24 protein-coding genes and 1 riboswitch are annotated in these 26,595 nt (G+C 69.9%); of the genes, 11 read left to right on the forward strand and 13 right to left on the reverse strand.

What is annotated here, in order from left to right:
* Positions 1-158: 158 nt before the first annotated feature.
* The 6 genes from nagA to AC1C2R_RS13715 form a co-directional block, all read right to left on the reverse strand.
* Positions 159-1,319, reverse strand: a complete 1,161-nt coding sequence (gene nagA / locus AC1C2R_RS13690) for an N-acetylglucosamine-6-phosphate deacetylase (RefSeq protein WP_495380273.1) — start codon at positions 1,317-1,319, stop codon at positions 159-161.
* Positions 1,320-2,105 carry a DeoR/GlpR family DNA-binding transcription regulator gene (locus AC1C2R_RS13695; RefSeq protein ID WP_495380274.1) on the reverse strand — a complete coding sequence of 262 codons (786 nt, stop codon included), beginning with the start codon at positions 2,103-2,105 and terminating at the stop codon, positions 1,320-1,322.
* A gap of 67 nt (positions 2,106-2,172) precedes the next feature.
* On the reverse strand, positions 2,173-3,021 hold the full coding sequence (locus AC1C2R_RS13700) for a class II fructose-bisphosphate aldolase (RefSeq protein WP_495380275.1): 849 nt from the start codon (positions 3,019-3,021) through the stop codon (positions 2,173-2,175).
* A complete protein-coding gene (locus tag AC1C2R_RS13705; protein ID WP_495353041.1) occupies positions 3,018-3,983 on the reverse strand; it encodes a 1-phosphofructokinase family hexose kinase in 966 nt (321 codons plus the stop codon). Before AC1C2R_RS13705 ends, AC1C2R_RS13700 begins: the two co-directional genes overlap by 4 nt.
* Complete coding sequence (locus tag AC1C2R_RS13710; RefSeq protein WP_495380276.1) at positions 3,980-4,975, reverse strand: ROK family protein; 996 nt, start codon at positions 4,973-4,975, stop codon at positions 3,980-3,982. Before AC1C2R_RS13710 ends, AC1C2R_RS13705 begins: the two co-directional genes overlap by 4 nt.
* Positions 4,975-5,844, reverse strand: coding sequence for an SIS domain-containing protein (locus tag AC1C2R_RS13715; protein WP_495380408.1), 870 nt, complete (start codon positions 5,842-5,844; stop codon positions 4,975-4,977). Before AC1C2R_RS13715 ends, AC1C2R_RS13710 begins: the two co-directional genes overlap by 1 nt.
* Positions 5,845-6,284: 440 nt before the next feature.
* Between AC1C2R_RS13715 and AC1C2R_RS13720 the strand changes: the two genes are divergently transcribed.
* The 3 genes from AC1C2R_RS13720 to AC1C2R_RS13730 all read left to right on the forward strand — a co-directional run bounded on the left by AC1C2R_RS13720 (position 6,285) and on the right by AC1C2R_RS13730 (position 9,497).
* Positions 6,285-7,529, forward strand: a complete 1,245-nt coding sequence (locus AC1C2R_RS13720) for an extracellular solute-binding protein (RefSeq protein WP_495380277.1) — start codon at positions 6,285-6,287, stop codon at positions 7,527-7,529.
* Between the two features lie 64 nt (positions 7,530-7,593).
* Positions 7,594-8,586: a carbohydrate ABC transporter permease gene (locus AC1C2R_RS13725; RefSeq protein WP_495380278.1), complete on the forward strand. Its 993-nt coding sequence runs from the start codon at positions 7,594-7,596 to the stop codon at positions 8,584-8,586.
* A 2-nt stretch (positions 8,587-8,588) separates the two neighbouring features.
* Positions 8,589-9,497: a carbohydrate ABC transporter permease gene (locus AC1C2R_RS13730; RefSeq protein ID WP_495380279.1), complete on the forward strand. Its 909-nt coding sequence runs from the start codon at positions 8,589-8,591 to the stop codon at positions 9,495-9,497.
* A gap of 198 nt (positions 9,498-9,695) precedes the next feature.
* Here AC1C2R_RS13730 and AC1C2R_RS13735 read toward each other — a convergent pair whose 3' ends face one another.
* Positions 9,696-10,526, reverse strand: coding sequence for an endonuclease domain-containing protein (locus tag AC1C2R_RS13735; protein WP_495380280.1), 831 nt, complete (start codon positions 10,524-10,526; stop codon positions 9,696-9,698).
* A 274-nt stretch (positions 10,527-10,800) separates the two neighbouring features.
* Positions 10,801-12,540, reverse strand: a complete 1,740-nt coding sequence (locus AC1C2R_RS13740; RefSeq protein WP_495380281.1) for a beta-N-acetylhexosaminidase — start codon at positions 12,538-12,540, stop codon at positions 10,801-10,803.
* Between the two features lie 97 nt (positions 12,541-12,637).
* Here AC1C2R_RS13740 and AC1C2R_RS13745 point away from each other — a divergent pair, with 97 nt between their 5' ends.
* The 6 genes from AC1C2R_RS13745 to AC1C2R_RS13770 all read left to right on the forward strand — a co-directional run bounded on the left by AC1C2R_RS13745 (position 12,638) and on the right by AC1C2R_RS13770 (position 19,750).
* A complete protein-coding gene (locus AC1C2R_RS13745; RefSeq protein ID WP_495380282.1) occupies positions 12,638-13,783 on the forward strand; it encodes a hypothetical protein in 1,146 nt (381 codons plus the stop codon).
* A gap of 31 nt (positions 13,784-13,814) precedes the next feature.
* Positions 13,815-13,895: riboswitch (ZMP/ZTP riboswitch) on the forward strand.
* Positions 13,896-13,962: 67 nt separating this feature from the next.
* Entirely contained in the window at positions 13,963-15,237 is a 1,275-nt protein-coding gene (gene glyA, locus AC1C2R_RS13750) for a serine hydroxymethyltransferase (RefSeq protein WP_495353048.1), read from the forward strand.
* 9 nt (positions 15,238-15,246) lie between these two features.
* Positions 15,247-16,131, forward strand: a complete 885-nt coding sequence (locus AC1C2R_RS13755) for a bifunctional methylenetetrahydrofolate dehydrogenase/methenyltetrahydrofolate cyclohydrolase (protein ID WP_495380283.1) — start codon at positions 15,247-15,249, stop codon at positions 16,129-16,131.
* Between the two features lie 72 nt (positions 16,132-16,203).
* On the forward strand, positions 16,204-17,550 hold the full coding sequence (locus tag AC1C2R_RS13760; protein ID WP_495380284.1) for a cytidylyltransferase domain-containing protein: 1,347 nt from the start codon (positions 16,204-16,206) through the stop codon (positions 17,548-17,550).
* Entirely contained in the window at positions 17,547-18,425 is an 879-nt protein-coding gene (locus AC1C2R_RS13765) for an N-acetylneuraminate synthase family protein (protein WP_495353051.1), read from the forward strand. The genes AC1C2R_RS13760 and AC1C2R_RS13765 overlap by 4 nt, the downstream gene beginning before the upstream one ends.
* Before the next feature lie 26 nt (positions 18,426-18,451).
* Positions 18,452-19,750, forward strand: coding sequence for a DUF6716 putative glycosyltransferase (locus AC1C2R_RS13770; RefSeq protein ID WP_495380285.1), 1,299 nt, complete (start codon positions 18,452-18,454; stop codon positions 19,748-19,750).
* Between the two features lie 40 nt (positions 19,751-19,790).
* Here the strand turns inward: AC1C2R_RS13770 and AC1C2R_RS13775 are convergent, their stop codons facing one another.
* From AC1C2R_RS13775 to AC1C2R_RS13785, 3 genes are all read right to left on the reverse strand, one after another.
* Positions 19,791-20,327 carry a gamma carbonic anhydrase family protein gene (locus tag AC1C2R_RS13775; protein WP_495380286.1) on the reverse strand — a complete coding sequence of 179 codons (537 nt, stop codon included), beginning with the start codon at positions 20,325-20,327 and terminating at the stop codon, positions 19,791-19,793.
* A 4-nt stretch (positions 20,328-20,331) separates the two neighbouring features.
* On the reverse strand, positions 20,332-21,645 hold the full coding sequence (locus AC1C2R_RS13780; RefSeq protein WP_495380287.1) for an APC family permease: 1,314 nt from the start codon (positions 21,643-21,645) through the stop codon (positions 20,332-20,334).
* Between the two features lie 64 nt (positions 21,646-21,709).
* Entirely contained in the window at positions 21,710-22,192 is a 483-nt protein-coding gene (locus AC1C2R_RS13785) for a hypothetical protein (RefSeq protein ID WP_495380288.1), read from the reverse strand.
* Positions 22,193-22,391: 199 nt separating this feature from the next.
* Here AC1C2R_RS13785 and AC1C2R_RS13790 point away from each other — a divergent pair, with 199 nt between their 5' ends.
* Complete coding sequence (locus tag AC1C2R_RS13790; protein ID WP_495353056.1) at positions 22,392-23,024, forward strand: YbaK/EbsC family protein; 633 nt, start codon at positions 22,392-22,394, stop codon at positions 23,022-23,024.
* Between the two features lie 662 nt (positions 23,025-23,686).
* The gene (locus AC1C2R_RS13795) at positions 23,687-24,241 is read left to right on the forward strand and encodes a helix-turn-helix domain-containing protein (RefSeq protein WP_495380409.1); all 555 of its coding nucleotides are present in this window, start codon (positions 23,687-23,689) and stop codon (positions 24,239-24,241) included.
* Positions 24,242-24,293: 52 nt separating this feature from the next.
* Here AC1C2R_RS13795 and galK read toward each other — a convergent pair whose 3' ends face one another.
* Positions 24,294-25,442, reverse strand: coding sequence for a galactokinase (gene galK, locus AC1C2R_RS13800; RefSeq protein ID WP_495380289.1), 1,149 nt, complete (start codon positions 25,440-25,442; stop codon positions 24,294-24,296).
* The gene (gene galT / locus AC1C2R_RS13805) at positions 25,439-26,545 is read right to left on the reverse strand and encodes a galactose-1-phosphate uridylyltransferase (RefSeq protein ID WP_495353256.1); all 1,107 of its coding nucleotides are present in this window, start codon (positions 26,543-26,545) and stop codon (positions 25,439-25,441) included. Before galT ends, galK begins: the two co-directional genes overlap by 4 nt.
* Positions 26,546-26,595 lie beyond the last annotated feature (50 nt).

Below are 26,595 nucleotides of genomic sequence, written 5' to 3' on the forward strand. Positions count from 1 at the left end.
CAGGCGTCCCGAACCCTGAGACGGATGCCGGCATGGCCGGCGCCTGAGCGGTCAGCATCGGGGGAAACGATGCGCCGCTCGTACGGGCGGGGGTTTCGGAGGCGAAGGGGAACACGCCTCCGGATCCCGCCCGATCGGCGAGTTCCCCGTCGCGACGATCAGTGCAGCCGTGCGCCCGCGGCCCAGACGGCGTTCACGCGAAGTTCGTCGTCGAGGAGCACCGCATCGGCGGCGAACCCCTCATCGAGCCGGCCGAGGTCGTGAGCCCGGCCGATCGCTGCGGCCGGCGTGACGGTGAGCGCGCCGACCGCCTCGTCGAGCGGGATGCCGCACTCGAGCACCGCACGCCGGAGCGCGTCATCTTGCGTGAGCGTCGAACCGGCGATGGAGCCGCCCTCGCGGAGCCGCGCGACGCCGTCGGCGACGACGACCTCGAGCGATCCCAGCACGTAGACGCCGTCGGACGAGCCTGTCGCGGCCATCGCGTCGGTGACGAGCGCCACCCGCCCGGGCGCGCCGGCGAAGGCGAGCTTCACGACATCGGGGTGCACGTGCACGCCGTCGTTGATGACCTCGAGGGTGACGTGGTCGGCGTGCATCGCCGCGACGACAGGCCCGGGCGCACGGTGGTGGATGCCGCGCATGCCGTTGAAGGCATGGGTGAGGATCGAGGCCCCGGCGTCGAAGGCGGCGAGTGCCGTCGCGAAATCGGCGCCCGTGTGGCCGACCGCGACCTTGACGCCGGCCTCGGTGAAGCGGCGGATGGCGGCAAGTGCGCCGGCGTGCTCGGGAGCGATCGTGATCTGTCGCAATGCGCCTGCGGCCGCGTCGAGCAGTAGGTCGACGGATGCCGCGTCGGCCCCGCGCAGCAGCCCGGGATCATGCGCCCCGCGGAACTCCCGGTCGAGGAAGGGTCCTTCCAGATGTGCGCCCAGCACGCGCGGATCGCGCTCCGCGAATCGCGCGATCGTCGTCAGGTCGTCGGCGAGCCGCTCGACGGATGCCGTCACGAGTGAGAGCACGGTGCGGGTCGTGCCATGGGCGTTGTGCACGGCGAGTAGGGTCTCGATGGCCTCGTCGCCCTCATCGGCGGCCGCGCCGCCTGCCCCGTGGCAGTGGATATCGATGAATCCGGGGGTGAGGAACCGCCCCGCGGCATCCGTCACGTCGACCGAGTCGAGCCGAACCGCGTCACGCCAGCCATCGCCGATGCCGCGTGCGCTCACCCGGTCGCCGTCGAAGGCGACCCACGCGTCGGTGACGGTGTCGGCGCCGCTCACGAGACGCGCGGAATGGATGACGACGGCTGCAGTGCTCACTCAAGCAACGATAACGTCGTAGCCCGCGTCGGCGAGGCGTTCGCGCTGCTCGAAGGTGGCGCCCGAATCGGTGATGATCGTCGAGAAGAGCCGTCGCGGACCGATCGCGGCGAACGCCCGCTTGTCGATCTTCGACGAGTCGGCGACGATCACGGCCTGGGTGGCGCGCGCGGCCATGAGCGCGTTGACGGCCGCCTCGCGCTCATCGTGCGAGGTCGGGCCGACAACCGCGTCGATGCCGTTCACACCGACGAATGCGAGGTCGAGGGTGATGCTGCCGAGCACTGCGTCGGTGTAGGCGCCGACGAGTTCGTACGACCTCGCGTGCACGACGCCGCCGGCGACGACGGTCTTGATCTGCGGGCGCATCGCGAGCTGCATGGCGATGTTGATCGCATTGGTGACGACGGTCAGGCTGGGGTCGGGCGCCGGTTCCATGATGTCGGCGCGCGACATGAGCGCGTCGGCGATCGCGGTGGAGGTCGTGCCGCCGCAGAGGCCGATCACGGCCCCGCGCGGCACGAGCGCGCTCGCCGCGAGTGCGATCGCCGCCTTCGCGCCGGGGTTCTGCTGGTTCTTGTAGCGGATCGGCAGGTCGTAGGCCACCGAGTGGGCGACGGCGCCTCCGCGGGTGCGGGTGAGCAGTTGCTGCTGGGCGAGCGCATCGAGGTCTCGTCGCGCCGTCGCGGGCGACACCCGGAGGCGATCGACGATCTGGTCGACGTCGACCTGCCCGCCTTCGGCGAGGAGGTCGAGCACAGCGCTCAGCCGCTCGGCGCGGTTCATTCGTCGGGGTCCTTCCGCGCGAAGAGGTCGAGCACGGCACTGCCGTGCTCGGGGCGCTCGGCGCGGTTCATCCGTTGGGGTCCTTCCGCGCGAAGAGGTCGAGGAGACGTGCCGCTTCGATTTCGACGGCATCGCGGCCGGCGGCGAGGTATTTTCGCGAGTCTACGACGCCGGGGTGATCGTCGAGGAATCGGCGGATCGCGCCGGTGAACTGCGCGTTCAGGTGCGTGGACACGTTGATCTTCGTGAGTCCGGCACTGATGCCGGCCACGATCGTCTCGTCTGAGACTCCGGATGACCCGTGCAGCACGAGCGGCACCGGCACCGCCGCCCGGAGCCGGCTCACGAGTTCGAGGTCGAGTGCGGCGACCCGCTCGGTCATCGCGTGCGAGGAGCCGACCGCGACGGCGAGCGCCCCGACGCCGGTCTCGGCGACGAATCGCGCGGCCTCGTCGGGGTCGGTACGTACGCCCGGTGCATGTGCACCGTCTTTGCCGCCGATCTCGCCGAGCTCCGCCTCGACGAGTACGCCCGCGCTCGCCGCATGGTCGACGACCCGGCGGGTGGTGGCGACGTTGTCGGCGAAGTCGAGCTTCGCGCCGTCGTACATGACCGAGCCGAAGCCGTGGTCGATCGCGAGCAGCGCGAGCTCTGCGTCTTCGGCATGGTCGAGGTGCACCGCGACGGCAGCGCTCGACGCTTCGGCGACGGCGAGCGTCGCGCGAGCGATCGGCTCGAAGCCGCCGTGGTACCGGATCGCGTTCTCGGAGATCTGCAGGATCACGGGCAGCCCGGTCGCCTCTGCTGCGGCAGCGAGCGCTTCAGCGGTCTCGAGGTGCAGCACGTTGAACGCGCCGATGCCCCGACCGCCGTCGGCTGCGCGGGCGAGCAGGATGCGTGTGGGGGTGAGGGTCATGCGTGTTCCTTCGGGTCGATGCTCACGACGACCTCGTGCTCGAGGTCCGTGTGTTCGGGTGAGAGCTCGCCCGCGAGAGGCGCGAGCACCGCCGAGGCCGACCAGGCGACGGCCCGACGGGCGAGGCGCTCGCGGGCGGCAGCGGCCGTCGGCGTGTCGTCGGCGAGGTGGGGCGTCTCTGCCAGAGCGGCGGCGATCGCGGCGACTGCGGCATCGCCGGCCCCGGTGGCGTTGCCGTGCAGCGTGCGGGGCAGCCGGGCACGGATGCCGCCAGGGGCATCCGTCGTCACGACCATCAGGCCCTCCGAACCCAGTGAGGCGACGATGACTCCGGCGCCGAGTTCGAGCAGCGCGGTCGCGCCCGCCACGGGGTCGTCGAGACCGGTGGCGTCGCGAAGCTCCTCGGCGTTGGGCTTGAGCACCGTCGCGCCCGCACGGGCGGCGGCGAGCACTCCGGGCCCGCTCGTGTCGACGATGACGGGCACGCCTTCGGCTCTGAGCGCATTCACGAGTGCGCCGAGCTCGTCGGGCCCGAACCCGGGCGGCAGGCTCCCGCAGATGGCGACGATGCCGGCGTCGCGACCGAGCTCGAGCGCATTCGCCGTGAGCGCGCCGGCTTCGGCGGCGGAGAGCGCGGCGCCACGCTCGTTCAGCACGCTCGTCTCGCCGCTCGACTTGTCGACGAGGGCGATGCTGCGGCGGGTCGCGCCGGCGACGCGCACGAGGCGGTGGCGGATGCCGCTCGCCTCGAGCTCGGCGGTGAACTCCGCACCGACCGCGCCGCCGGAGGTCGTGAGCGCGAGCACGTCGTGACCTTCGGCGTGCAGGACGCGTGCGACGTTCAGCCCCTTGCCGCCGGCGCGTGCGGCCCCGGTGTCGACGCGATGCGTCTCGCCCGGTTGCAGGCGCTGGACGTGCCAGGTGAGATCGAGCGCCGGGTTCGGCGTGATGGTGACGATCACGGCGTGCCGTCGTCTCGGCGTGCGGCCGCGAGGTCGCGGGCGGCGAGGTCGCGGGCCGCGAGCGCGGTGCCGAGCAGGCCCGCGTCGTCGCCGAGTTCGGCGTGGAGGAGCGCCGGCCTGCGGTGGAAGCTGAGCAGCGCGTCGAGCCGCGTGCCGAGCGGCGCGAACAGGGCCGGACCCGCCTGCGCGAGGCCGCCGCCGATCACCACGGCTTCGGGGGCGAGGATCGCAACGAGACGGGCGAGGGCCTCGGCGAGTGCTTCGACGGCGTCGTCCCAGACGCGCTTGGCGAGCGGGTCGCCGGCGATCGCCGCGTCGAGCACCTCTCGAGCGCCGGTCACCCGAGTACCGGATGCCGCGGAGTAGCGCCGGACGATCGCGCCGGCCGACGCGATCGTCTCGAGGCATCCGATCGCCCCGCAGGCGCACCGCTCGCCGAGCGGATCGGCGAGCGAGTGGCCGATCTCACCCGCGTAGCCGCCGCCGGCGTAGGGACGGCCGCCGAGCACGAGCGCGCTCGCGATGCCGGTGCCGATGGCGAGCACGACGACATCGCCGTAGCCGCGAGCCGCGCCGAGGCGATGCTCGGCGTCGCCCGCCGCGCGCACGTCGTGGCCGAACGCCACAGGCAAGCCGAGCGCGTGCTCGGCGAGGTCACGGATGGGGGCGTCGCGCCAGCCGAGGTTCGACGCGAACATGCCGACACCCGTGACCTCGTCGACGAGACCGGGCACGCTGATGCCCGCGGCCACCGGAACGATGCCGGGGGCTGCGGCCAGGTGCTCACGGGCGAGCACGCCGATCGAGGCGACGATCGTACGGGCGGGGTCGGCGTCGGCCGGGTCGAACGGCGTCGGCGTGCGGCGGAGTCCGAGCACCCGGCCCGAGGCATCGACGAGCGCCGACTTGGTGTCGGTGCCTCCCACGTCGAACGCGAGCACGGCCGCGCCCGGGCCGAGCGGGAAGGCGTCGTGAGACGGGTGCTCGTTCATCACGCGTCGAGGATGACGGAACGGGTGAGGTTGCGAGGCGAGTCGGGGTCGAGGCCCTTCGCGCGGGCACGGGCGAGTGCGACGCGCTGTGCGCGCACGAGTTCGGCCATCGGGTCGAGGCGGCCCGCTTCGAAGTGCGCCCCGGTTGCGGCGACGTCGCCGACGAGTCCATCGGGCGCCTCGCCGAACTGCCAGGTCACCCGGCCCGGAGCTGCGATCGCGATCGGGCCGTGGCGGTACTCCATCGACGGGTACGACTCGGTCCACGACTGCGAGGCTTCCCGCATCTTGAGCGCCGCCTCGTGGGCGAGGCCGACCGACCAGCCGCGACCGAGGAAGGTGTACTGCTCGGCGTCGGTCAGCTCGGGGGCGAGGTCTTCGGCGACGGCGCGCTCGGCATCGGCGATCGCGCCCGTGAGGTCTTCGCCGAGCGAGGCGCGGAAGAGGGCGAGTGCGGTCGTCGCGAACCGGGTCTGCACGACCGAGCGCTCGTCGGCGAAGGGGAGGGTCACGGCTTCGTCGACGAGGTCGACGAGGGGTGACGCGGCATCGCCGATGACGCCGATGGTGCGCACGCGGCCGCGGAGCCCCTCGACGAGCTGGCGCACCTCGGTGGTCGTGCCCGATCGGGTGAGGGCGACGACCGCGTCGTAGCCGCGGTCGACGAAGGCTTCGGATGCCGCGAATGCGTCGGTCTCGCCGTGGCCGCCGGCTTCGCGCAACCACGCATAGGACTGCGCGATGAACCAGGACGTGCCGCAGCCCACGACCGCGATGCGGGCGCCGCGGGCCGGCAGGAGCGACTGCTCGGCGCGGAGTTCGGCTGCGCGCGCCCAGGTCTCGGGCTGCGAGGCCAGCTCGGCGGACATGTGTTCAGCGGCGGCGGGAACAGCTTCGCCGGTCGTGTGTGCGGTGGTCGGTTGGTCGGTCACGTGGGGCTCCAGACGGGTGTGCGACGGCCGCCGTGGCAACCCCGCGGCGGCATGACACTCAATGATCGCAGATGATTGCAACATGTGTCCAACGATCACTCGAGCGCTCGATTCGAGCGGCTCCGTGTGGGCATCGGAGTTTGTCAGGGATCTGAACAAAATCTCATAACGAATCTGTTGCGCGTCTTGACGGGCCCGAGGCATCCGACATAGATTTCGTGCGTCGAGTGAACGGACGTGATTGTTTGCTCGCCGAAACGTTCAGGAAATAGCACTCAGCCATGGTCGTCAAGTGCGGTTCCGGAACACACGCACTGTCGCGCGAGGCTCTCTCCACGGGCGCTGGTGCACCATCCACCACAGTGAGGAAGCATCCAATGAAGAAGTCTCTGCGCCTCGGCGCGGCCGTCGCGCTCGCCGCCACGGCATCGCTCACGCTCGCATCCTGCGGCTTCGGCGGCGGGTCGGGTGACGAAGCCGGCGGCACGACCACGATCGACCTGCTCGTGCCCAGCTACTCCGACAACACCCAGGGTCTCTGGGAAGACGTGATCAAGGGATTCCAAGCGGAGAACACCGACATCACCGTCAACCTCGAGGTGCAGTCGTGGGACAACCTCGAGACGGTCATCGCCACGAAGATCCAGGGCGGTGAGGCACCCGACATCTATAACGGCGGCCCCTTCGCCGGCTTCGCAGCCGACGAGCTGCTGTACCCGGCTGAAGACGTCGTCTCGCCCGACACGTTCAGCGATTTCCAGGACTCGTTCATCGCCAACGCCGAGGTCGACGGCACCGCGTACGCGCTGCCCCTCATCGCCTCGGCACGTGCTCTCTTCGTGAACAACGCCCTGCTCGAGCAGGCCGGCGTCACCGCGCCCCCCACCAACTGGGACGAACTGCTCGACGCTGCGACGAAGGTCTCGGCCCTCGGCGGCGGCATCGCCGGCTACGGCATGCCCCTCGGATCCGAAGAGGCGCAGGCCGAAGCAGCCGTGTGGCTCTGGGGCGGCGGCGGCACCTTCGGCGACGCGAGCGAGATCACCATCGACGACCCGGCGAACCTGCCCGGTGCCGATCAGATCAAGAAGATGATCGACGCGGGCGCCACCCAGGCCGACCCGGGCTCGACCGACCGTTCGCCGCTCATGGACATCTTCATCCAGGGCAAGATCGGCATGCAGGTCGGCCTCCCGCCGACCGTGGGCCAGATCGAGGAGAACAACCCCGAACTCGACTACTCGATCGTGCCCATCCCGACCCAAGACGGCAGCCCGATGACGGTCGGCGTCATGGACCAGCTCATGGCCTTCCAGAACGACGACGACAAGCAAGACGCGATCACGAAGTTCTTCGACTACTTCTACACCTCCGACGTGTACGTGCCGTGGGTGCAGGCCGAGGGCTTCCTTCCTGTCACGAAGTCGGGAGCCGAAGCGCTCGCCTCCGAAGAGGCGCTCGCGCCGTTCCTCGAGGTGCTGCCCGACGCGCAGTTCTACCCGACGACCAACCCCAAGTGGTCGGCCGCGGATGCCGCGTTCAAGGCGCTCTTCGGGCAGCTGCAGACGAAGCCCGCCCAAGAGGTATTGACGGAGATCCAGGCGCAGGTCGACGCGGGCTGATCCCGCCCGGGCCGACCAGCACGTCCGTTTCGCAACATCCGGAGGGATCGGTGACCGCCGAACCATGAGCACGACACCCGAGACGTCATCGATCCCCGCGGGGGCGGCCACCGGCCGCCCCCGCCCCGGCGGGCAGGCTGCGCCCAGTGGGCGGGCCGAACAGGTCAAGCCCCGCCGAGCCGGGCGGCAGTTCCTCGCCTCGCTCCCGTGGATCGGCCCTGCCCTCATCCTCATCTTCGGCGTCGTGCTGTTCCCGGCCGTCGTCATGTTCTTCAACTCGACCCGCGACATCTCGATCTCGGGGATCGACAAGGGCTCGGTCGGGTTCGACAACTACGTCGAGGTCTTCTCCTTCCCCTATTTCTGGCCGATCTTCGGCCGCACGATCGTCTGGGTCGTGGTGGTCGTCGCGGCCACCGTGCTCATCTCGCTCGTCCTCGCCCAGCTGCTGAACAAGGCGTTCCCGGGCCGGCGCATCGTGCGCCTGGCGGTGATCATCCCGTGGGCGGCATCCGTCGTCATGACGACGATGGTCGTCTACTACGGTCTGGAGCCGTACTTCGGCATCATCAACACCTTCCTCGTCGACGTGGGGCTCGTCGACACGCCCGAGGGCTACGGGTGGACCCGCAACCCCGAGACGGCCTTCGCCTGGTCGATCGTCGTCGCGGTGTTCGTGTCGCTGCCGTTCACGACGTACACGATCCTCGCCGGACTCCAGACGGTGCCAGGCGACGTGCTCGAGGCCGCGAAGATGGACGGAGCAGGGCCGGTTCGCACGTATTGGGGCGTCGTACTGCCGCAACTGCGCGGCGCCCTCTCGGTCGCGGTGCTCATCAACATCATCAACGTGTTCAACTCGCTGCCGATCCTGAAGGTGATGACCGGGTCGATCCCCGGCTACGACGCCGACACGATCATGACGATGATCTTCAAGTACATCCAGAACCAGCACAAGGTCGACGTCGCGAGCGCGCTCTCCGTCGTCGCCTTCATCATCGTCATCGTGATCGTCGCGATCTACGTGCGCGTGGTCAAGCCCATGAAAGAGGTCTGAGCATGGCCGTCACCGCACCCGCGTTCGAGACGATCGCTCCGCCCGTGGCATCCGCTCGGAAGCGCCGCTACACCGAAGACCAGGTGCCGCTCGGCAAGCTGATCTGGCGCATGCTGGCCGGGCTCATCGTGCTGCTCATCTTCGTGCTGCCGTACACGATCATGTTCTTCGGCTCGGTCAAGACGAAGGCGCAGATCCGCTCGGTCGAACCCACCTACTTCCCGACGGAGTGGCACTGGGAGAACTACATCAACATGTGGTCGACCCCCGAGACGCCGCTCGTGCAGAACCTCATCTCGACGATCATCATCGCGGGAGTCGCGACGCTGCTCGTGCTGCTCGTCGCGATGCCCGCGGCGTATTACACCGCGCGGTTCAAGTTCCCCGGCCGCATGGTGTTCCTCTTCCTCGTGATCGTCACGCAGATGCTGCAGCCCGCGGTGCTCACCTCAGGGCTCTTCCGCCAGTTCCTCGCGTTCGACCTGATCGACACTTGGGCGGCGATGATCTTCATCAATGCGGCGTTCAACCTCTCGTTCGCCGTGTGGATCATGCACTCGTTCTTCGCCGGCGTGCCCAAAGAGGTCGACGAGGCCGCTCAGATCGACGGCGCCGGGCGGCTGCGAGTGCTCTTCACGATCAGCCTCCCGCTCGTCTGGCCCGGCATCGTGACCGCGATCGTGTTCACCTTCGTCGCGTGCTGGAACGAGTTCGCGGCCTCGCTCGTGATCCTCTCGACGGCCGGCAATCAGCCGCTCTCGGTCGCCCTCACGAAGTTCGTCGGCCAGTACGAGACGTCATGGCAGTACGTGTTCGGGGTCTCGATCGTCGCGATCGTGCCCGTCGTGATCCTCTTCATGATCATCGAGAAGCGCCTCGTCGGCGGCCTCACCGCAGGCAGCGTCAAGTAGCGCCGAGCGGATGCCGCGGGGTCACCGAACCCTGCGGCATCCGGCCTCGCGGCATCCGCTCGCCTCTCGCTCGCCGCTCAGGCAATAGGCCGCTATTCAGGCGGAAATCGCTGATTTCTGCCTGAGCTGCCACCTATCGCCTGAATCGACGGTGCGACCCCGTCCGAACGAGTGAGTCGGAGTCGCCCGCGTCCCGGCTCACGCCGCCAGATGGAGTCCCGCTGCAACCGCGTGCCGGAGCTCCGACTCCACCATGTCCCACTCGAAGAGAATCTGCTTGTAGTCGTATCGGAACACCGTGTAGCCCATGAGCATCAGGCGACGGTCCTGGGCGATGTCGCGTCGGCGTCGCTCAGCTGACCGATGGAACTCGTATCCGTCGATCTGGTACACGAGTCGCTCGCCGATCAGCCCATCGACCGGGTGGCCGTCGATGACCACCTGCTGCTGCACCGCAATCCCGACCCGCTGCAGTCGGGTGCGAGGAATCGTCTCGATCCCCGAGTCCGACAGCAGCGAGGCACCACGTCGAGCACGCTTGGCGGCCGCGCTCCGGAGTGGCAGCTGATGGAGCATCTCCGGTGTGACGACGCCGCCGCGGATCGCAGACTCCCACGTCGCAAGCGCGTGGTCGAGTGGCCGGCAATCGGCGATGTGCACGAGAGCGCTGACCACCGGCTCGACGAGTTCGTAGCGGTGCGGCGCGACCGGACCGGAGTTCCAGTGCACGATCGCGCCACCCGCATCGAATCGCGACGCGCCGTGCGGGACTGCGAGGTGGGCGCGTCCGTCGTCGAGGGTCCAGAGTCCGTGATGGGTTGCCGCCGTGACGCAGGCGAGCTGACCACTCACCGCTGCCGCCCGCGCGAGGAGCGGGGGCGCATCCCCCGTGGCAAGCCATCGACGGACTCGGCGAATGCCACCTGCGGTGATCGCTGCCCGGATTGCATATCGGGTGAACCCGGCGCGAAGGGCATCGTCGACGTGACGGATGCCGCCACTACTCGTGACCCATTCTGTGATGTTCATTCCGACAGGATCGGTGGCCCGCGCGGGAGGTCATGCCGGCGTTCGATCGTTCGTGGAGAACGGGTCTCCGGGGGCTGTGGTGGAGGAGGGGTGGCCCGCAGCTCAGGCGATAGGCCGCTGCTCAGGTGGGAATCGTCGCTTTCGTCCTGAGCAGCGGCCTATCGCCTGAACTGCGTGAGACGAATGCGTGGCACCACCGGCGGGCCGATGTCGCGGATGAACGCGATGCTTCAGGGCGGATGCCGCGGCTCATGGTCTGGGCGCACCCGGCGCGTCACTCGACCCAGGGCACCCCGCCGACCCGGTGGTACGAGACGCCGAGTGCATCGAGGTGCGTGCCGAGCCACGCGAGTCTGGCGTGGAAGTCCGCCTCGTCGCGCGCGCCGCCGTCGGCGGGCGCCGGCGACCACGCGATCTCGGCGATTGCGGTGATGCGGGGGAACACCATGAACTCGAGCTCGGCGGTGGTCGCTGTCGTCTCGGTCCAGATCGGCGCCGCGATGCCGAGGATGTCGGACTCGTCGAGGCCCGGAATCGTCGACGTCGGCTCCCATGCGTACGCCTCTTCGAGCGTCGTCGGGCCGTCGGCCCACCGGGTGCCGAGCGAGCCGCCGAGCGGACCCTCGGGGTCGTCGGGGTACATCATGTCGAGGTAGGTGACGTCGGCCGGCATGAGGATGACCTCGCCGCCCTGCTCCACGAACGAGGTCGTGAGCTCTGCGGTGTTCTCGCGCGGCTCGGTGAAGTCCCAGTACTGGCCCACCGTGCCCGGCGGCAACTCGGTCGACGCGCCCATCTCGTGGTATGCGATCACCGTCTTGCCGGTGGCGGCGCCCGCCGCGGTGATCCGCGCGACGAGATCGAGGTAGTCCTCGGGCGACGTCGCGTGCGGTTCGTCACCGCCGACGTGCAGCCATGGCCCGGGTGTCATCTCGGCGACCTCGCGGGTGACGTCGGCGAGGAACCGGTCGGTCGCCTCTGCGCGCTCGGGCGAGGCGCAGAGTGACGAGAACCCGACCTCGATGCCCTCGTAGGGCTTCGGCGCGACTCCGTCGCAGTTGAGCTCCGGGTAGGCGCTGAGCGCGGCGTTCGTGTGCCCGGGCAGGTCGATCTCTGGCACGATCGTCACGAAGCGCTCGGCCGCGTAGTCGACGATGCGTGCGTAGTCGGCCTTCGTGTAGAAGCCGCTGCTGTCGCCCCCGACCGAGGTCGACGCGCCGATGCCCGTGAGCTCGGGCCATGAATCGATCTGGATGCGCCAGCCCTGGTCGTCGGTGAGATGCAGGTGCAGCACATTGAGCTTCAGCAGCGCGATGCGATCGATGTGGTCGAGCACGTCTTCGACGGGGAAGAAGTGGCGCACGACATCGAGCACGGAGCTGCGGTAGGCGAAGCGAGGGGCATCGGTGACGGATGCCGCGGGCACGATCCATCCGCCAGAGGGCGCACGCGAGGCATCCGCTCGCTCGATCTCGGCCGGCAGCAACTGTCGCAGCGTCTGCGTGCCCCAGAAGAGTCCGGCCGGGCCGGGCGCCGCGATGCGGACGCCATCGGCGCCGCTCGTGAGCGAGTACGACTCGGCGTCAGCGTCGGCGTCAGCGTCGATCACGAGGGCGATGTCGGCGCCGTCCTGAGCCTGTCGAAGGGATGCCGCGGCGTCGCCCTCGACGACCGGCAGGTCGAATCCCGTGGCGATGCGCGCTCGCGCGGCGAACGTCTCGGCGACGGCTGCGGCATCGCCGGTCGCGACGAAGCGGGACTCCTCGGTCAGTGTGAAGGGCGAGCCGCCGGTGAGTTCGAGTTCGGCCGGGGCCGGAATGACGCCGGACACGGTGCCTCCGTCGTGCTGCGGGTCGGTGGTGCAGCCGCCGAGGGCGAGTGCGATGCTGACGACGCCGGCAACGACGAGGTGAGCGCGGCCCGATTTCATCGGTCGGCCGGCGATGGCGTGGCCGATGCGGCGGCTGCCACGCTCGCCGCGGTCGATTCGGGTGGAGCTGCTGCGTCGGTGCATGCGTCCTCACTCGTCTGGAGGTAAAGAGCCCTAACTCCCACATAGTGGCACGATTCGTCGGCGGGCGGCGATACGCTCGGGCCCGGAACGGAGACGAATGACGACCACTCTGCCAGCGCTCCCGGTCGCGGTCGACCAGGTCGACTTCCGCGCGCTCGAAGCCCCCATCGACCCTGCTGCACTGCAGGCGTTCCAGCAGGCCGCGAAGGCGCCCGGATCGCCGTATGCGACGGCGGGCCCGTCGGCGGTCGTCGCCGTCTTCGCCGTGATCATGGTCGTCGTCGTCTTCACGATCCTCGGCATCGTCTTCGGCGGCCTGTACTTCTCCACCGCGAGCTCGGGTGATGACCTCCCGATCGTGCTGTTGATCGCGCCGGTGTTCGTGATCGTCGCCCTCGCCGTCGGCATCAACGCCGTCGTGCGACGGGTGCGGCGAGGCAGCAAGTGGCATCGCTGGTTCCGGCTCGAGGGCTTCGCCGCGGCGAACGGTTTCGGCTACGCGATTCGCACCGCGAATCCGAACTATCCCGGCGTCGTGTTCGGGCGGGGTCGCAACCGGGCGACCTACGACCGGCTGCAGTCCGCTCGCGGTCGCTTCGTCGATCTCGGATCGTACGAGTACACGACGGGGAGCGAGAAGAACGAGCGCACCTCGCGGTGGGGGTACATCGCCGTGGCCCTCGACCGCCCGGTGCCGCACATGCTGCTCGACGCCCGTGCAAACAACGGCGTGTTCGGCAGCGGCCTGCCGGCGGCGTTCGAGCGCAGCCAGGTGCTGAGCCTCGAGGGCGACTTCGACCACCACTTCACCCTCTACGCCCCGCATGAGTACGAACGGGACGCGCTCTACATCTTCACGCCCGATCTCATGGCCGTGCTGATCGACGAGGCCGGCAAGTGGGATGTGGAGCTCATCGACCGCTGGCTGCTCTGCTACTCCCCGAACCCCATCGACCCGCTCGACTCCGCGGCATGGGGTCGCGCGCTCCGGGTCGCCGACGCCGTCGGTACGAAGGTGCTCTCACGGACGCAGCGATATGCGGACGAGCGCGCGGTCGCCGCCGCGCCAGAGGCATCCGCTGCTCCCGCGCCGCAGGCGGCGCAGCTGTTCGCGACGCCCGCCGCGCCCGTCATCGCCCCCGGCGGACGGCGTTTGCGGGGCGGCATCCGCTGGGCGAGCGTCGCCGGCGTCATCGGCGTGATCGCGTGGTGGCTCGTGTCGACGTGGATCATGTCGCGCTGAATACGTCGGCACGGGGCATCCGTTGCTAAGCTTCGAGGGTCGCGACTGGCGTTGAGATGGACACCATCGGGGAGCGACTGGCACGGACCGACCGAACGCCTGGGCCGGTACGCATACCTCGGCGCTGGCGCGCGCGAGGCAGCACCCAAATAGGTCCGTTTGTCATGAAGGAGCCAGTCTTGGCCGAGTCTGTTTTCAACGCCCCCCTGTCCGAAGTCGACCCCGAGATCGCCGAGGTTCTCGAGCTCGAGCTCGGTCGCCAGCGCGACTATCTCGAGATGATCGCGAGCGAGAACTTCGTTCCCGTCTCCGTGCTGCAGTCCCAGGGCAGCGTCCTCACGAACAAGTACGCCGAGGGGTATCCCGGTCGCCGCTACTACGGCGGCTGCGAGTACGTCGACATCGCCGAGTCGCTCGCGATCGAACGCGCGAAGTCGCTCTTCGGCGCCGAGTACGCGAACGTGCAGCCGCACTCCGGCGCGACCGCCAACGCGGCCGTGCTCTCTGCGATCGCCACTCCAGGAGACACCATCCTCGGCCTCGAGCTCTCGCACGGCGGCCACCTCACGCACGGCATGAAGCTCAACTTCTCGGGCAAGCTGTACAACGCCGTGTCCTACGGCGTCGACCCCGAGACCTTCCTCGTCGACATGAACGTCGTGCGCGACAAGGCCCTCGAGCACAAGCCGCAGGTCATCATCGCCGGCTGGTCCGCCTACCCCCGTCACCTCGACTTCGCCGCGTTCCGCGCGATCGCCGACGAGGTCGGCGCGAAGCTCTGGGTCGACATGGCGCACTTCGCCGGTCTCGTCGCGGCGGGCCTGCACCCGTCGCCCGTGCCCCACGCCGACGTGGTCTCCTCCACGGTGCACAAGACGATCGGCGGCCCGCGTTCGGGCTTCATCGTCGCGCGCGACATGGAGCTCGCGAAGAAGCTGAACTCGAACGTGTTCCCCGGCCAGCAGGGCGGCCCGCTCATGCACGTCATCGCGGCGAAGGCCACGGCGTTCAAGATCGCGGCATCCGAAGAGTTCAAAGACCGCCAGGAGCGCACCATCCGCGGTGCGCAGATCCTCGCAGCGCGCCTGACCGCCGACGACTCGCGGGCAGCCGGCATCGACGTGCTCACGGGCGGCACCGACGTGCACCTCGTGCTCGCCGACCTCCGCAACTCGAAGATCGACGGCCAGCAGGCCGAAGACCTCCTGCACGAGGCGCTCATCACCGTCAACCGCAACGCGGTGCCCTTCGACCCGAGGCCGCCGATGGTCACCTCGGGCCTGCGCATCGGCACGCCCGCGCTCGCGACCCGCGGCTTCGGCGACACCGAGTTCACCGAGGTCGCCGACCTCATCGCGCTCGCACTGCAGGGCGAAGCGGATGTCGCGACGCTCCGCTCCCGTGTCGAAGCCCTCACGGCGGCGTTCCCGCTGTACCCGGGCCTCGCCCAGTAGGGGGATCCCATGACCGCCATCACGCTCGACGGCGTCGCCACCGCGACGGCCGTCAAGTCCGAACTCGCTTCCCGCATCCAATTGCTGAAAGCGCACGGGGTCGTGCCGGGACTCGGCACTCTCCTCGTCGGTGACGACCCCGCATCGCGGTCGTACGTCGCGGGCAAGCACCGCGACTGCGCCGAGGTGGGTATCGAATCCATCAGGGTCGACCTGCCGGCCTCGGCCACCACGGCTGACGTGCGCGCCGCGATTCGCGACCTCAACGCGGCATCCGAGGTCACCGGCTACATCGTGCAACTGCCGCTGCCCGCCGGGCACGACGAGAACGCGATGCTCGAGCTCATCGATCCCGAGAAAGACGCCGACGGGCTGCACCCCACGAACCTCGGCCGGCTCGTGCTCGGCATCGAGGGGGAGCTGCACTCGCCGCTGCCGTGCACGCCCGCGGGCATCGTCGAAATGCTGCGGCGCTACGACGTGCCGATCCGAGGGCAGCATGTCACGGTCATCGGCCGTGGCCTCACGGTCGGGCGCCCGCTCGGACTGCTCTTCACCCGCAAGGGGCTCGACGCGACCGTCACGCTCACGCACTCGCGTACGCAAGACCTGGCGGCCGAGGTGCGCCGCGCCGACATCGTCGTCGCGGCGGTCGGGGTGCCGCATCTCGTGAAGGCCGACTGGGTGAAGCCCGGCGCGGCCGTGCTCGACGTCGGCATCACGCGGGTGCAAGACGACGACACCGGCAAGGGCAAGCTCACGGGCGACGTCGACCCCGCCGTGGCGGAGGTCGCCGGTCATCTCTCGCCGAACCCCGGCGGTGTCGGGCCGATGACCCGCGCGATGCTCCTCGCGAACGTCGTGAAGGCCGCGGAGCAGCGCCTGCACCGGTAGTCGACCTCCCGGTCGCCCGGTGTTCACCACGTGTGCACCGGGCGGCCGCATTGCGCGCGTAGCTTCGCGCCCATGGCACGAGTCACCCTCGCCGAAACGCCGGTCGACGGCCCCGTCGCCGATCCGGTCGCCCTGAAGCACCGGTTCGCCGAGCGAACGGATGCCGCGATCGCCCTCGCGACGGCGATCATCCCCGCCCGGGGCGGGTCGATCGGGCTGCCCGGCAAGAACATCGCACGAGTGGGCGGCGTACCGCTCGTCTCGCGCGCGGTGCGCGCGGCGCTCGCCGCCGAACGGATCGGACGTGTCGTCGTCACCACCGACGACGAGGCGATCGCCGACGCCGCGCGCGTCGAGGGCGCCGAGATCATCGTGCGGCCCGCCGAGCTGGCCGGCAGCACGGCGACGAGCGAGTCCGCACTGCTGCACGCGCTCGGAGAGCTCGATGCCGCGGCGGACCTCGCCGACACCGACTCGATCACGGTGTTCATCCAGGCCACGTCGCCCTTCATCGACCCCGCCGACCTCGATGCAGCGATCGAGACGGTCGCCGGGGGTGAGCGCGATGTCGTGTTCTCGGCGACGCCGACGCACGTCTTCCTCTGGCGCGAGGAGGCCGGCGGCACGGCTGTCGGCGTCAACCACGATGCAGCCCGTCGCGAGCGACGACAGGACCGTGAGCCGGAGTACGCGGAGACCGGAGCGTTCTACGTGATGCGCACCGAAGGTTTCATCGAAGGTGGGCACCGCTTCTTCGGACGGGTGGGAATCCAGCGCGTCAGCGGCGACCATGCCATCGAGATCGACGATGCCGACGACCTGGCTCGTGCGAATGCGCTGGCGCGGGCGATCGACCGCGCGCCGCGGCATCCGTCGCCCGTCGTCGACGTCGATGCGGTCGTCACCGACTTCGACGGAGTGCACACCGACGACACTGTCATGGTCGACCAGCTCGGACGGGAATCGGTGCGGGTCAGCCGCAGCGACGGTCACGGCGTCGCGCGCCTCAGGGCCGCCGGCATCCCCGTGCTCATCCTCTCCGCCGAGGAGAACCCCGTGGTCGGGCGTCGCGCCGAGAAACTCGGGGTCGAGTGCGCGCAGGGCATCACCGAGAAGGGTTCGGTGCTTCGCGAGTGGGCGGAGCACCGCGGCATCCGCCTCGATCGCATCGCCTACCTCGGCAACGACCACGGCGACCTGCCCGCGCTCGCCGAGGTCGGCTGGCCGATCGCCGTCGCCGATGCCGCACCTGCCGTGCTCGACGCCGCCCGGCACGTGCTCGGGCAGCGCGGCGGCCACGGCGCCGTGCGAGAGCTCGCCGACCTCGTGCTCGCCGCGAGAGCGGGAGCGAGCGCCGACGGCGAACCGCCACAGATCCTCACCGAGACCACCTTCGACACCTCAGGAGTGCACGCATGACGTCAGTTCGTATCGGCCGATCGATGGTCGGCGCCGAGTACCCCGTCTACGTGATCGGCGAGATCGGCCTGAACCACAACGGTGATGTCGAGATCGCGAAGCGGCTCATCGACGTCGCCGTCGAGTCGGGCGCGCAGGCCGTGAAATTCCAGAAGCGCACGCCCGAGATCGCAACCCCCGAGCACATGCGCGACGTGCCGCGTGAGACGCCGTGGGGCACGATGAGCTACCTCGACTACCGTCGCCGCGTCGAGTTCGGCGAGGCCGAGTACCTCGAGATCGCCTCCTACGCCCTGCGGGCCGGCATCGACTGGTTCGCCTCACCGTGGGATGTGCCGTCGGTCGAGTTCCTCGAGGGGCTCGACGTGGTGGCGCACAAGGTCGCCTCGGCCTCCGTCACCGACCTTGCACTGCTCGAGGCGATCGCGCTGACCGGCAAGCCGGTGATCCTCTCGACGGGCATGTCGACGATCGAGGAGATCGACCGCGCCGTCGAGACGCTCGGCACCGACCGGCTCGTCATGATGCACGCGACCTCGAGCTACCCCATGCCGCCCGAAGAGGCGAACCTGCGCACGATCGAGACATTGCGCGGGCGGTACGCGGACGTGCCGATCGGGTACTCGGGGCACGAGCGCGGCCTGCAGATCTCGCTCGCCGCGGTCACGCTCGGTGCGGTCGCCGTCGAACGTCACATCACGCTCGACCGCGCCATGTGGGGCTCCGACCAGGCGGCGTCGCTCGAGCCGACGGGCTTCGAGCACCTCGTGCGCGACATCCGAGTGATCGCCGAGGCGATGGGCGACGGCGTCAAGCGCGTCTTCCCCGGCGAAGAGGCGCCGCGCGCGAAGCTCCGGCGCGTGCCCGCCCTGTGAGCGGCGGCCCTGTGGGCGGCGGCCCTGTGAGCCCCGGCGCGGGCCGACGCCTGCTCGTCGTCGCCGACTCGGATTCGTACGTCAAGTGGGGCGCCGCGTTCGCGTCGAGGCTGCCCGCGACGTGGCAGGCCGAAATCGTCGTGCTGCAGACGCCCGTGAAGCCGAGCGCCCGCCAGTTGCGCGCCGCGCTCGCCGGCTCGACGTTCACGCCGGAGGGAGTGGAAACCCTTCGCCTCGATGAGCTGGAGTCGCGCCTCGCAGTTGCTCGCCCCGAGGTCGTACTGCTCGCGCTGCGCGGACCGCTGGTGCGGGTCGTCGCCCCGCTCGTGGGGAGGGGCCCCGATCGACCGGTGCTCGTGAGCGGCTTCCCCGGACTGACGATCCCCGCCGAGCCGAAGGCGATCGTGTATCGCGAGCAGGTCGATCTCATCGTGCTGCACAGCCGCCGTGAGGTGCGCGAGTTCCGTGCGAACGCCGAGAGCCTCGGCGTCGTGGTCGAGTTCGGCCTGGCGACGCTCCCATTCCTCCCCGATGAGGCGCTGGCGGATGTCGCGGCCGACGAATCCCGAACCGACCTCGTCTTCGCGGCGCAGGCGAAGGTGCCCGCCGAGCGCGAGGATCGGGTGCGGTTGCTCGGCTGGCTCGCCGATGCCGCGCGGCGACGCCCCTCGCGTCGGGTTGTGGTGAAGGTGCGGGCGCGTCGAGGTGAGGCGCAGACGCACGCCGAAGCGTTCGACTACGCCGATCTGCTCGCCGACACCGAGGTGCGACGCGAACTCGGCGGCACGCTGCCGCCGAACCTCGTCGTGGAGGACGGGCCGATGTCGGCGCAGCTGACGCGTGCCGCGGGTCTCGTAACGGTGAGTTCGACGGCAGTGCTCGAGGCCGTCGCGGCGGGCCTGCCCGCGCTGCTCGTCGGCGAGTTCGGGGTGGAGCCGAAGCTCATCAACACGGTGTTCGAGGGCAGCGGCCTGTTCGGCGACGCGGAAGCGCTCGCCGACTGGTCGACCCGTCACCCCGATTCGGGGTGGCTCGCGGAGAACTACTTCCACGGGCGCGAGCACGACGACTGGGCGCAGCACCTCGACGCGCTCCTCGCGCGTCGTGCGGCGACGGCCCTCGCCCCGCGTGATCGGGCGCACAACCTGACCGGCGGTGCGCTGCGTCGAGCTTTCGAGCGCAAGCGCATGCTCGGTGAGCACGATCGTTCGATCGTGGGTGCCCTGTCGATGCTCGTCGCGATTCCGGCGCGGTGGGTGGTGCGTCGTGTGCGCAAGGTGCGCCGTCGCGTCATCGAATTCCGGACCGGTCCCGTCGAGGCGTGACCCGCCGTCGAGGCGTGAATCCCTTCGGGGCGCCGAGCGTTCAGTCGACGGGCGCGGAGTGCGCCTCGACATGGCGGAGGTACGCCGCGGCGTTGCGCTTGATGCCCGTGCGTTCGACGTCGTTGAGTTCGCGGCGCACCTTCGCGGGCACCCCTGCGACGAGTGAACCCGGCGGCACGACCGTGCCCTCGAGTACCACGGCACCGGCAGCGACGAGGGATCCGGCGCCGATCACGGCGCCGTTGAGCACTGTCGCGCTCATGCCGATGAGACAGTCGTCTTCGACGATGCAGCCGTGGAGCACCGCGCCGTGGCCGACCGAGACGCCGCGTCCGATGGTGAGTGGGTAGCCCGCATCGACGTGGCAGACGACCGCGTCCTGCAGGTTCGCGTCTTCGCCGAGGCTGATCGGTTCGGCCTCGGCGCGGAGCACTGCGTTGTACCAGACGCTCGAACCGGCGGCGAGCCGCACGTCGCCGACGATGACTGCGCCGGCTGCAACGAAGGCGGTCTCGTCGAGCATGGGTGCCGGCACCCCGGCGATGGTCAGGATGCGAGCCGAGGGGTCTGCAGTCATGCCGTCAGCCTACGCGCGGGCGATCGGGCGACCCGCCCCGGCGTGACCGCGCACCTCGCGCACCTCGCGCGATGAGCCGGTACGCAGCGCCGACGGCGAGCACGGCGACGCCCGCCACGATCGAGACGAGCGGCAGGGTCGCGACGAGCACGAGGCATCCGATCGCCCCCGCGACCGAGAGGGCCCGCGGTACCCGTCGTTCCTGTCTCGGCTGGGTGAGCGCCGCGGCATTCGCGACGAAGTAGTAGAGCAGCACGCCGAACGAGGAGAACCCGATCGCCCCGCGGAGGTCGACGGTGGCGACGAGCACGATGACGACGAGCGCGACGGCGATCTCGGCGATGTGCGGCACCTGGAAACGCGGATGCACCCTGGCGAGCGCCCGCGGCAGCTCGTCGTCGCGCGCCATCGCGAGGGCAGTGCGACCGATGCCCGCGATGAGTGCGAGCAGCGCCCCGAGCGCGGCGACGGCGGCTCCGATGCGCACGATCGGGGCCGCCCACGGCCAGCCTGCGGCCCCGACGACGTCGACGAGTGGGGCAACGGATGCCGCGAGCCCCTCGGCCCCGAGGGCGCCGAGGGCGACCGCCCCGACGGCGGCGTACACGACCACGGCGATGCCGAGCGCGATGCCGATCGCCCGGGGGATGGTGCGTGCCGGTTCCCGCACTTCCTCACCGAGGGTCGCGATGCGCGCGTACCCTGCGAACGCGAAGAAGAGTAGTCCGGCCGATTGCAGGATGCCGAACCATCCATGGTCGAGCAGTTCGGTGCCGAACACTGCCGGCTCGTTCGGGATCGCGCCCGTGCCGTTGAAGGTCGCGGCCGCACCGGCCGTGATGACGAGCACGAGCACGGCGAGCACGGCGATGACGATGACGGTCGCCGCCCGGGCGGTGCGGGTGATGCCACGCAGGTTCAGGGTGGCGATCGCGATCACCGCGAGCACCGCGAGTGGACGCTGCCATTCCGGAGGCGCGAGGTAGGCGGCGAAGGTGATCGCCATCGCTGCGCAGCTCGCGGTCTTGCCGATCACGAAGCTCCACCCGGCGAGGAATCCGGGCCACTCGCCGAGTCGTTCTCGGCCGTAGCGGTACGCACCGCCCGACTCCGGGTACCGGGCGGCGAGCTGCGCGGTCGAACCCGCGTTGGCGAGGGCGACGAATGCTGCGATCGCCAAGCCGATCATGAGGCCCGCGCCCGCCGCCTGTGCGGCGGGCGCGAACGCGGCGAAGACGCCGGCGCCGATCATCGCCGCGAGTCCGATCGCGACGGCGTCGCCCAATCCGAGCCGACGGGCGAGGGAGGGTTGGCTCACGCTCGCACTTTAGGGCATATCGGTGACCCGCAGGGTGCCGCTCAGGGCGTCGGTCGCGGCCTCGTCACGTGGTGTCACGGGCCCACGGCGAGCAGGCATGATGTTCGATGCAGACGCGGATCGCGACGGCACTGCCGTCCACGAGCCCGAGTTCTTCGTTCAGGTCGATCGTGACCTCGCCGTCGGTCGTGGGGCTGACGAAGCGGGTGCGGAAGTGGCCGTCGACGACCACCTCCGCCCGGGCGTCGTGACCGTCGTCCGAGCGGTCGTGCACCACGAGCCGGCTCGTGCCCGCGATGAGCGCCGCCGAGTAGGCGACGCCCTCGCGAGACTCGGTGTGGCTGATCTCGGCCGTGACGTCGAATGCGAGGTTGCCGACCCGCGCAACCGCCGTGGCCCGTGAGTTCGCACGCTCACCGGTCTCTCGGGCACCCATCTCGCAGACGTCGATCCCCGTGATCTCGCACGGGTCGTCGAACTGGTGCGGGTCCGGCATCGGCGCCCCGAACGTCATCGTGCCCGCGACGATCGCCGCCGCCAACTGCATCCCAATCATCCCAATCCCCATCGGTGCCCCATCCGTCGTGGCAGTCCCTTCACTGCGGAGACGAGCCTGCCGTGGGGCGCTTTCATCCGGCTTTCATATGCCCGCGAACGTTTCATGCACCGGCGAACGGATGTCCCGTGCCGCTCCCAACCGGGCAACCGGGGCAACCCGCCCGGGCGTCGTCGCTAGGATCATCCGCATGCCGTCACCCGTGCACCCCGCTGTCGACCGTGTCTCCGAAGCCCTCGCCGGGCACGGGCTCGCACCCGAGATCGTCTGGTTCGACGACGCGGTCACCACCGCCCAGCTCGCCGCCGATGCCCTCGGCGTCGTCGTCGGTCAGATCGCGAACTCGCTCGTCTTCACGCTCGACGAGGAGCCGATCCTCGTACTGACCTCCGGATCGCACCGGGTCGACACCGACTGGCTCGGCGAGACCCTCGGCGGCGTCATCCGTCGTGCCTCGAAAGAGACCGTGAAAGAGGCGACCGGTCAGGTGATCGGCGGAGTCGCACCGCTCGGCCACCCCTCGCCGGTGCGCACGATCGTCGATGTGCAGCTCGCTGAGTTCCCGGTCGTTTGGGCTGCAGCGGGCCACGCGAAGACCGTGTTCCCGACCTCGTTCGACGAGCTGGTGCGCATCACGGGCGGCACGCCGAGTTCGGTCGAGCCTCCAACAGTCGAGCCTGCGAAGGCGAGGGGCACGGTGGATGGAGGCGCGACGAGTACGGGCGCGCGGGATACCGGCGCGGCGGGCACGGGCGGGGCGACCACGGGCGGGGCGGACACGGGCGCGGCGGACACGGGCGGGGCCGACACGGGCGCTGCGTAGCGTCCTTGCTTCTCGCCGCCTCCACGGATCCTCGGCGCCGCCTCCGCTGCTCCTCAGCGCCGCCTCGACGCCAACTGTGCGCACTTCCGTCGCGTGGCTGACATCTTCGTGCCGTGCCGTGCCGTGCCGTGCCGTGCCGTGCCGTGCCGTTCCGTTCCATTCCGTGGCTCGCCCCGGTCAACGACATCGCGAGCACGGCGCCTTCGGCACAGCAGTTCTGGTGTTGATGCGTCCAGCGCATCAACGTGTGAACGTGTGAACGTGTGAGCGTGGTGGGTCTGTTCTGGTGTTGATGCGTCCAGCGCATCAACGTGTGAACGTGTGAACGTGTGAGCGTGGTGGGTCTGTTCTGGTGTTGATGCGTCCAGCGCATCAACGTGTGAACGTTGTGGACCGGGCGGGTCTGATGCGTCGAGCACTTCGGGGCTGCCCTCGCCGGAGAGTTGCCGGCGGGCGCCGGAGGGTGCCTGTGACATTGCGCGGGTGTCGATGTCGGTGGGGTTTGCCATGCTCCTTCCCAGGAGGCGCGCATGAACGGAGAATCGACTGGGGGTCGTCAGAGGGCTGGTGATCGCGAATCTGGCCGCGAATCCGATCGCGAATCTAATGGCGAACGGAGAGTGCCCGGCATTCGATCGGGGATCGATGTGGCGGGCATGGTGATGCGTGTTCGCCGCGCCTGCGATCTGAGCCAACGAGAGCTCGCGGCGGCGGTCGGGCGCGATCAGTCGCAGATCGCGCGTATCGAGGCGTCGCGGTCCGGTGTCGATCTCGAACTGCTGCAGCGCATCCTCGGCGTCGCGGGCATGCGCATCGCCGTGATGGACGGAGACGGCACCGAGGTTCGAGCGATCGATCCCGATGCGATTCGCGATCGCGCAGGTCGGCGGCTGCCCACGCATCTGGATGTCAGGACAGTGGCCGACCGCCCGCGATCGGCGTGGCTCACGGCTCATCGAGACGAGATGAGGCGCACGGCGTGGTACCACCAGCGTGCTGAGCGTGATCGACGGCGATCCACGTCGGGTGTCCATTCGATCGACGACCAGCCGACGCGACGCTCGCTCGAGGCGCTCGATCGAACGCGGCTCGACACGCGAGTGCGAAGCTCGGCACAGCATGCTGCGGCACTCATCGAGATGACGTGCGAATGCCCCGACCCGTGCTGGGGAAGCCGCGGCTGTGTCGACGAGTGCGGGTGCCGTTGCGGAGGCTGAAACATGACCGCCCCGGGGCGGTTCACCGGAGCCCGGCCCGATCCTCGAGCGGTCAGGCGTCGCGTCGTGCGCCCTGGGCGGCATGCACGGTGAACAACGACGGCTCGCGGTAGCCCTGTTCGGCGAACGCCGCGAGCACCTCGCGCGTCACGACCGGCACGAGTGCGTCGACCATGAGCGCGATCGCCGCGCCGCCGAAGCCGCCACCGGTCATCCGAGCGCCGATCGCCCCGGTGGCCTGCGCGGTCGCGACGGCGAGGTCGAGTTCGGGTACCGAGATCTCGAAGTCGTCGCGCATCGAGACGTGCGAGGCGTCGAGGAACGGCCCGATCGCGCCGGGACCGTGTTCGCGCAGCGTGCGCACGGTGTCGAGCACGCGCTGGTTCTCGGTGACAACGTGACGCACGCGGCGGAAGGTTTCGTCGTCGAGCAGCTCGGCAGCTCGTTCGAGGTCGGCGGGTCGGATGTCCCTGAGAGAGTCGACCCCGAGCGCCCGGGCCCCGGCCTCGCACGACGCCCGGCGGGCGGCGTACCCGCCCGAGGAGTGCTCGTGCGCGACTCGGGTATCGATCACGAGCACCGAGAGTCCGTCGGCGTCGAAGCCGAGCGGGATGACGTCGGCGTCGAGGCTGCGGCAGTCGAGGAAGACTCCGGCGTCGGCTTCACCCAGCAGCGATGCCGACTGGTCCATGATGCCCGTCGGTGCGCCGACCGCCCGGTTCTCGGCGAGGCGGCCCACCTTCGCGAGCGTGGGCCGGTCGAAGCCGAGACCCCAGTGCTCGTCGAGAGCGAGTGCGACGGCGCATTCGATCGCGGCCGAAGACGACAGGCCTGCGCCGATCGGCACGTCGGACGCCATGTAGAGGTCGACGCCCCGCACGTGTTCGAGGTCGGCACCGAATTCGCCGAGCGCCCATGCGACGCCGAGCGGGTATGCGGCCCAGCCGGTGACGGCGTCTGGAGTCAGCTCGTCGAGGTGGATGGTGACGGCCTCAGGCGAGAATGTCGAGGCGACGCGGATGACACGGTCGTCGCGGTCGCCGAGGGCGACTGCGGTACGCCGGTCGATCGCGAAGGGGAAGACGAATCCGTCGTTGTAGTCGGTGTGCTCGCCGATGAGGTTGACTCGCCCGGGCGCCGACCAGACGCCGGCAGGGCTCCGGCCGAACCATTCTGCGAACCCGTGTGCCGCCTCGCTCATACTTCGGCCTTTCCGATCGCGGCGCGCAGCGCCTCTGCTTGGGCTTCCGGGGGGACGTCCCCGATCCATGCTCCCATCGCCGCTTCCGACCCGGCGAGGTACTTGAGCCGGTCAGCGGCTCGCCGCGGACTCGTCAGTTGCAGCATAAGTCGCACGTCGTCGCGTCGTTCGTGCACCGGCGCCTGGTGCCACGCGGCGATGTACGGCGTGGGCGTGTCGTAGAGCAGGTCGATTCCGCGCAGCAGCCGCAGGTAGATCGACGCGAGTTCGTCGCGTTCGGCGAGGCTCGTCTCAGCGAGATCGGGCACCTGGCGGTGGGGGAGGAGGTGCACCTCGATCGGCCACCGGGCGGCGAACGGCACGAAGGCGGTCCAGTGCTCGCCCGTGAGCACGACGCGCGGTCCGTTCCGTTCGCGTTCGAGCAGGTCGGCGAAGAGCGTGGGCCCGTAGGCGTCGATCGAGGCGAGCAGTCGCTCGGTGCGCGGCGTCACGTAGGGGTACGAGTAGATCTGGCCGTGGGGATGACCGAGCGTCACGCCGATCTCGCGCCCGCGGTTCTCGAACGGGAACACCTGCTGCACGCCCGGCAGCGCCGAGAGGGCTGCGGTGCGCTGCGCCCACGCTTCGATCACGGTGCGCGCACGGGAGCGCGTCTGTGTGCCGAACGATCCCTCGTGCTCGGGGCTGAAGCAGACGACCTCGCAGCGGCCGATCGAGGGGTGCGTGCGCTCGAGTCCGACGCGCCGGAGATCGGCGAGGGCGTCGGTATTCGAGGAATCCGCTTCGCCGAGCGCCGGCCCGAATGACGGCGAACGGTTCTCGAAGACGGCGACGTCGTAGTTGCTCGGAATTTCCGAGGGGTTGCCCGGTCGTTGCGGCGCGAGCGGGTCGAGGTCGGCGGGCGGCAGGAAGACGCGGTTCTGCCGGGCTGCGGCGATCGAGATCCACTCGCCCGTCAGCGGGTCCTGTCGCATCTCGGCGTTCGCCGGGCGGGGGTCGAGCACCCGCTCGTCGACGCCGCGCCCGGGCGGCAGTGTCGAGTCGGCGTCATCGAAGTAGATGAGTTCGCGCCCGTCGCCCAGCTTGGTCGTGGTCACAGCGATGCGGGGGTCGACGAGCGGGGCGGATGCCGCTCCGGCGACGTCGTTCGAGT

This window comes from Agromyces sp. Y182 (assembly GCF_059445385.1).

Coding starts and splice junctions, on each gene's coding strand:
- AC1C2R_RS13695 (WP_495380274.1), bottom strand. CDS start 2,105: ATGAACCGCGCCGAGCGGCTGAGCGCTGTGCTCGACCTCCTCGCCGAA.
- AC1C2R_RS13700 (WP_495380275.1), bottom strand. CDS start 3,021: ATGACCCTCACCCCCACACGCATCCTGCTCGCCCGCGCAGCCGACGGC.
- AC1C2R_RS13710 (WP_495380276.1), bottom strand. CDS start 4,975: ATGAACGAGCACCCGTCTCACGACGCCTTCCCGCTCGGCCCGGGCGCG.
- AC1C2R_RS13715 (WP_495380408.1), bottom strand. CDS start 5,844: ATGTCCGCCGAGCTGGCCTCGCAGCCCGAGACCTGGGCGCGCGCAGCC.
- AC1C2R_RS13720 (WP_495380277.1), top strand. CDS start 6,285: ATGAAGAAGTCTCTGCGCCTCGGCGCGGCCGTCGCGCTCGCCGCCACG.
- AC1C2R_RS13725 (WP_495380278.1), top strand. CDS start 7,594: ATGAGCACGACACCCGAGACGTCATCGATCCCCGCGGGGGCGGCCACC.
- AC1C2R_RS13730 (WP_495380279.1), top strand. CDS start 8,589: ATGGCCGTCACCGCACCCGCGTTCGAGACGATCGCTCCGCCCGTGGCA.
- AC1C2R_RS13735 (WP_495380280.1), bottom strand. CDS start 10,526: ATGAACATCACAGAATGGGTCACGAGTAGTGGCGGCATCCGTCACGTC.
- AC1C2R_RS13740 (WP_495380281.1), bottom strand. CDS start 12,540: ATGCACCGACGCAGCAGCTCCACCCGAATCGACCGCGGCGAGCGTGGC.
- AC1C2R_RS13745 (WP_495380282.1), top strand. CDS start 12,638: ATGACGACCACTCTGCCAGCGCTCCCGGTCGCGGTCGACCAGGTCGAC.
- AC1C2R_RS13755 (WP_495380283.1), top strand. CDS start 15,247: ATGACCGCCATCACGCTCGACGGCGTCGCCACCGCGACGGCCGTCAAG.
- AC1C2R_RS13760 (WP_495380284.1), top strand. CDS start 16,204: ATGGCACGAGTCACCCTCGCCGAAACGCCGGTCGACGGCCCCGTCGCC.
- AC1C2R_RS13765 (WP_495353051.1), top strand. CDS start 17,547: ATGACGTCAGTTCGTATCGGCCGATCGATGGTCGGCGCCGAGTACCCC.
- AC1C2R_RS13775 (WP_495380286.1), bottom strand. CDS start 20,327: ATGACTGCAGACCCCTCGGCTCGCATCCTGACCATCGCCGGGGTGCCG.
- AC1C2R_RS13785 (WP_495380288.1), bottom strand. CDS start 22,192: ATGCAGTTGGCGGCGGCGATCGTCGCGGGCACGATGACGTTCGGGGCG.
- AC1C2R_RS13790 (WP_495353056.1), top strand. CDS start 22,392: ATGCCGTCACCCGTGCACCCCGCTGTCGACCGTGTCTCCGAAGCCCTC.
- AC1C2R_RS13795 (WP_495380409.1), top strand. CDS start 23,687: ATGCGTGTTCGCCGCGCCTGCGATCTGAGCCAACGAGAGCTCGCGGCG.
- galK (WP_495380289.1), bottom strand. CDS start 25,442: ATGAGCGAGGCGGCACACGGGTTCGCAGAATGGTTCGGCCGGAGCCCT.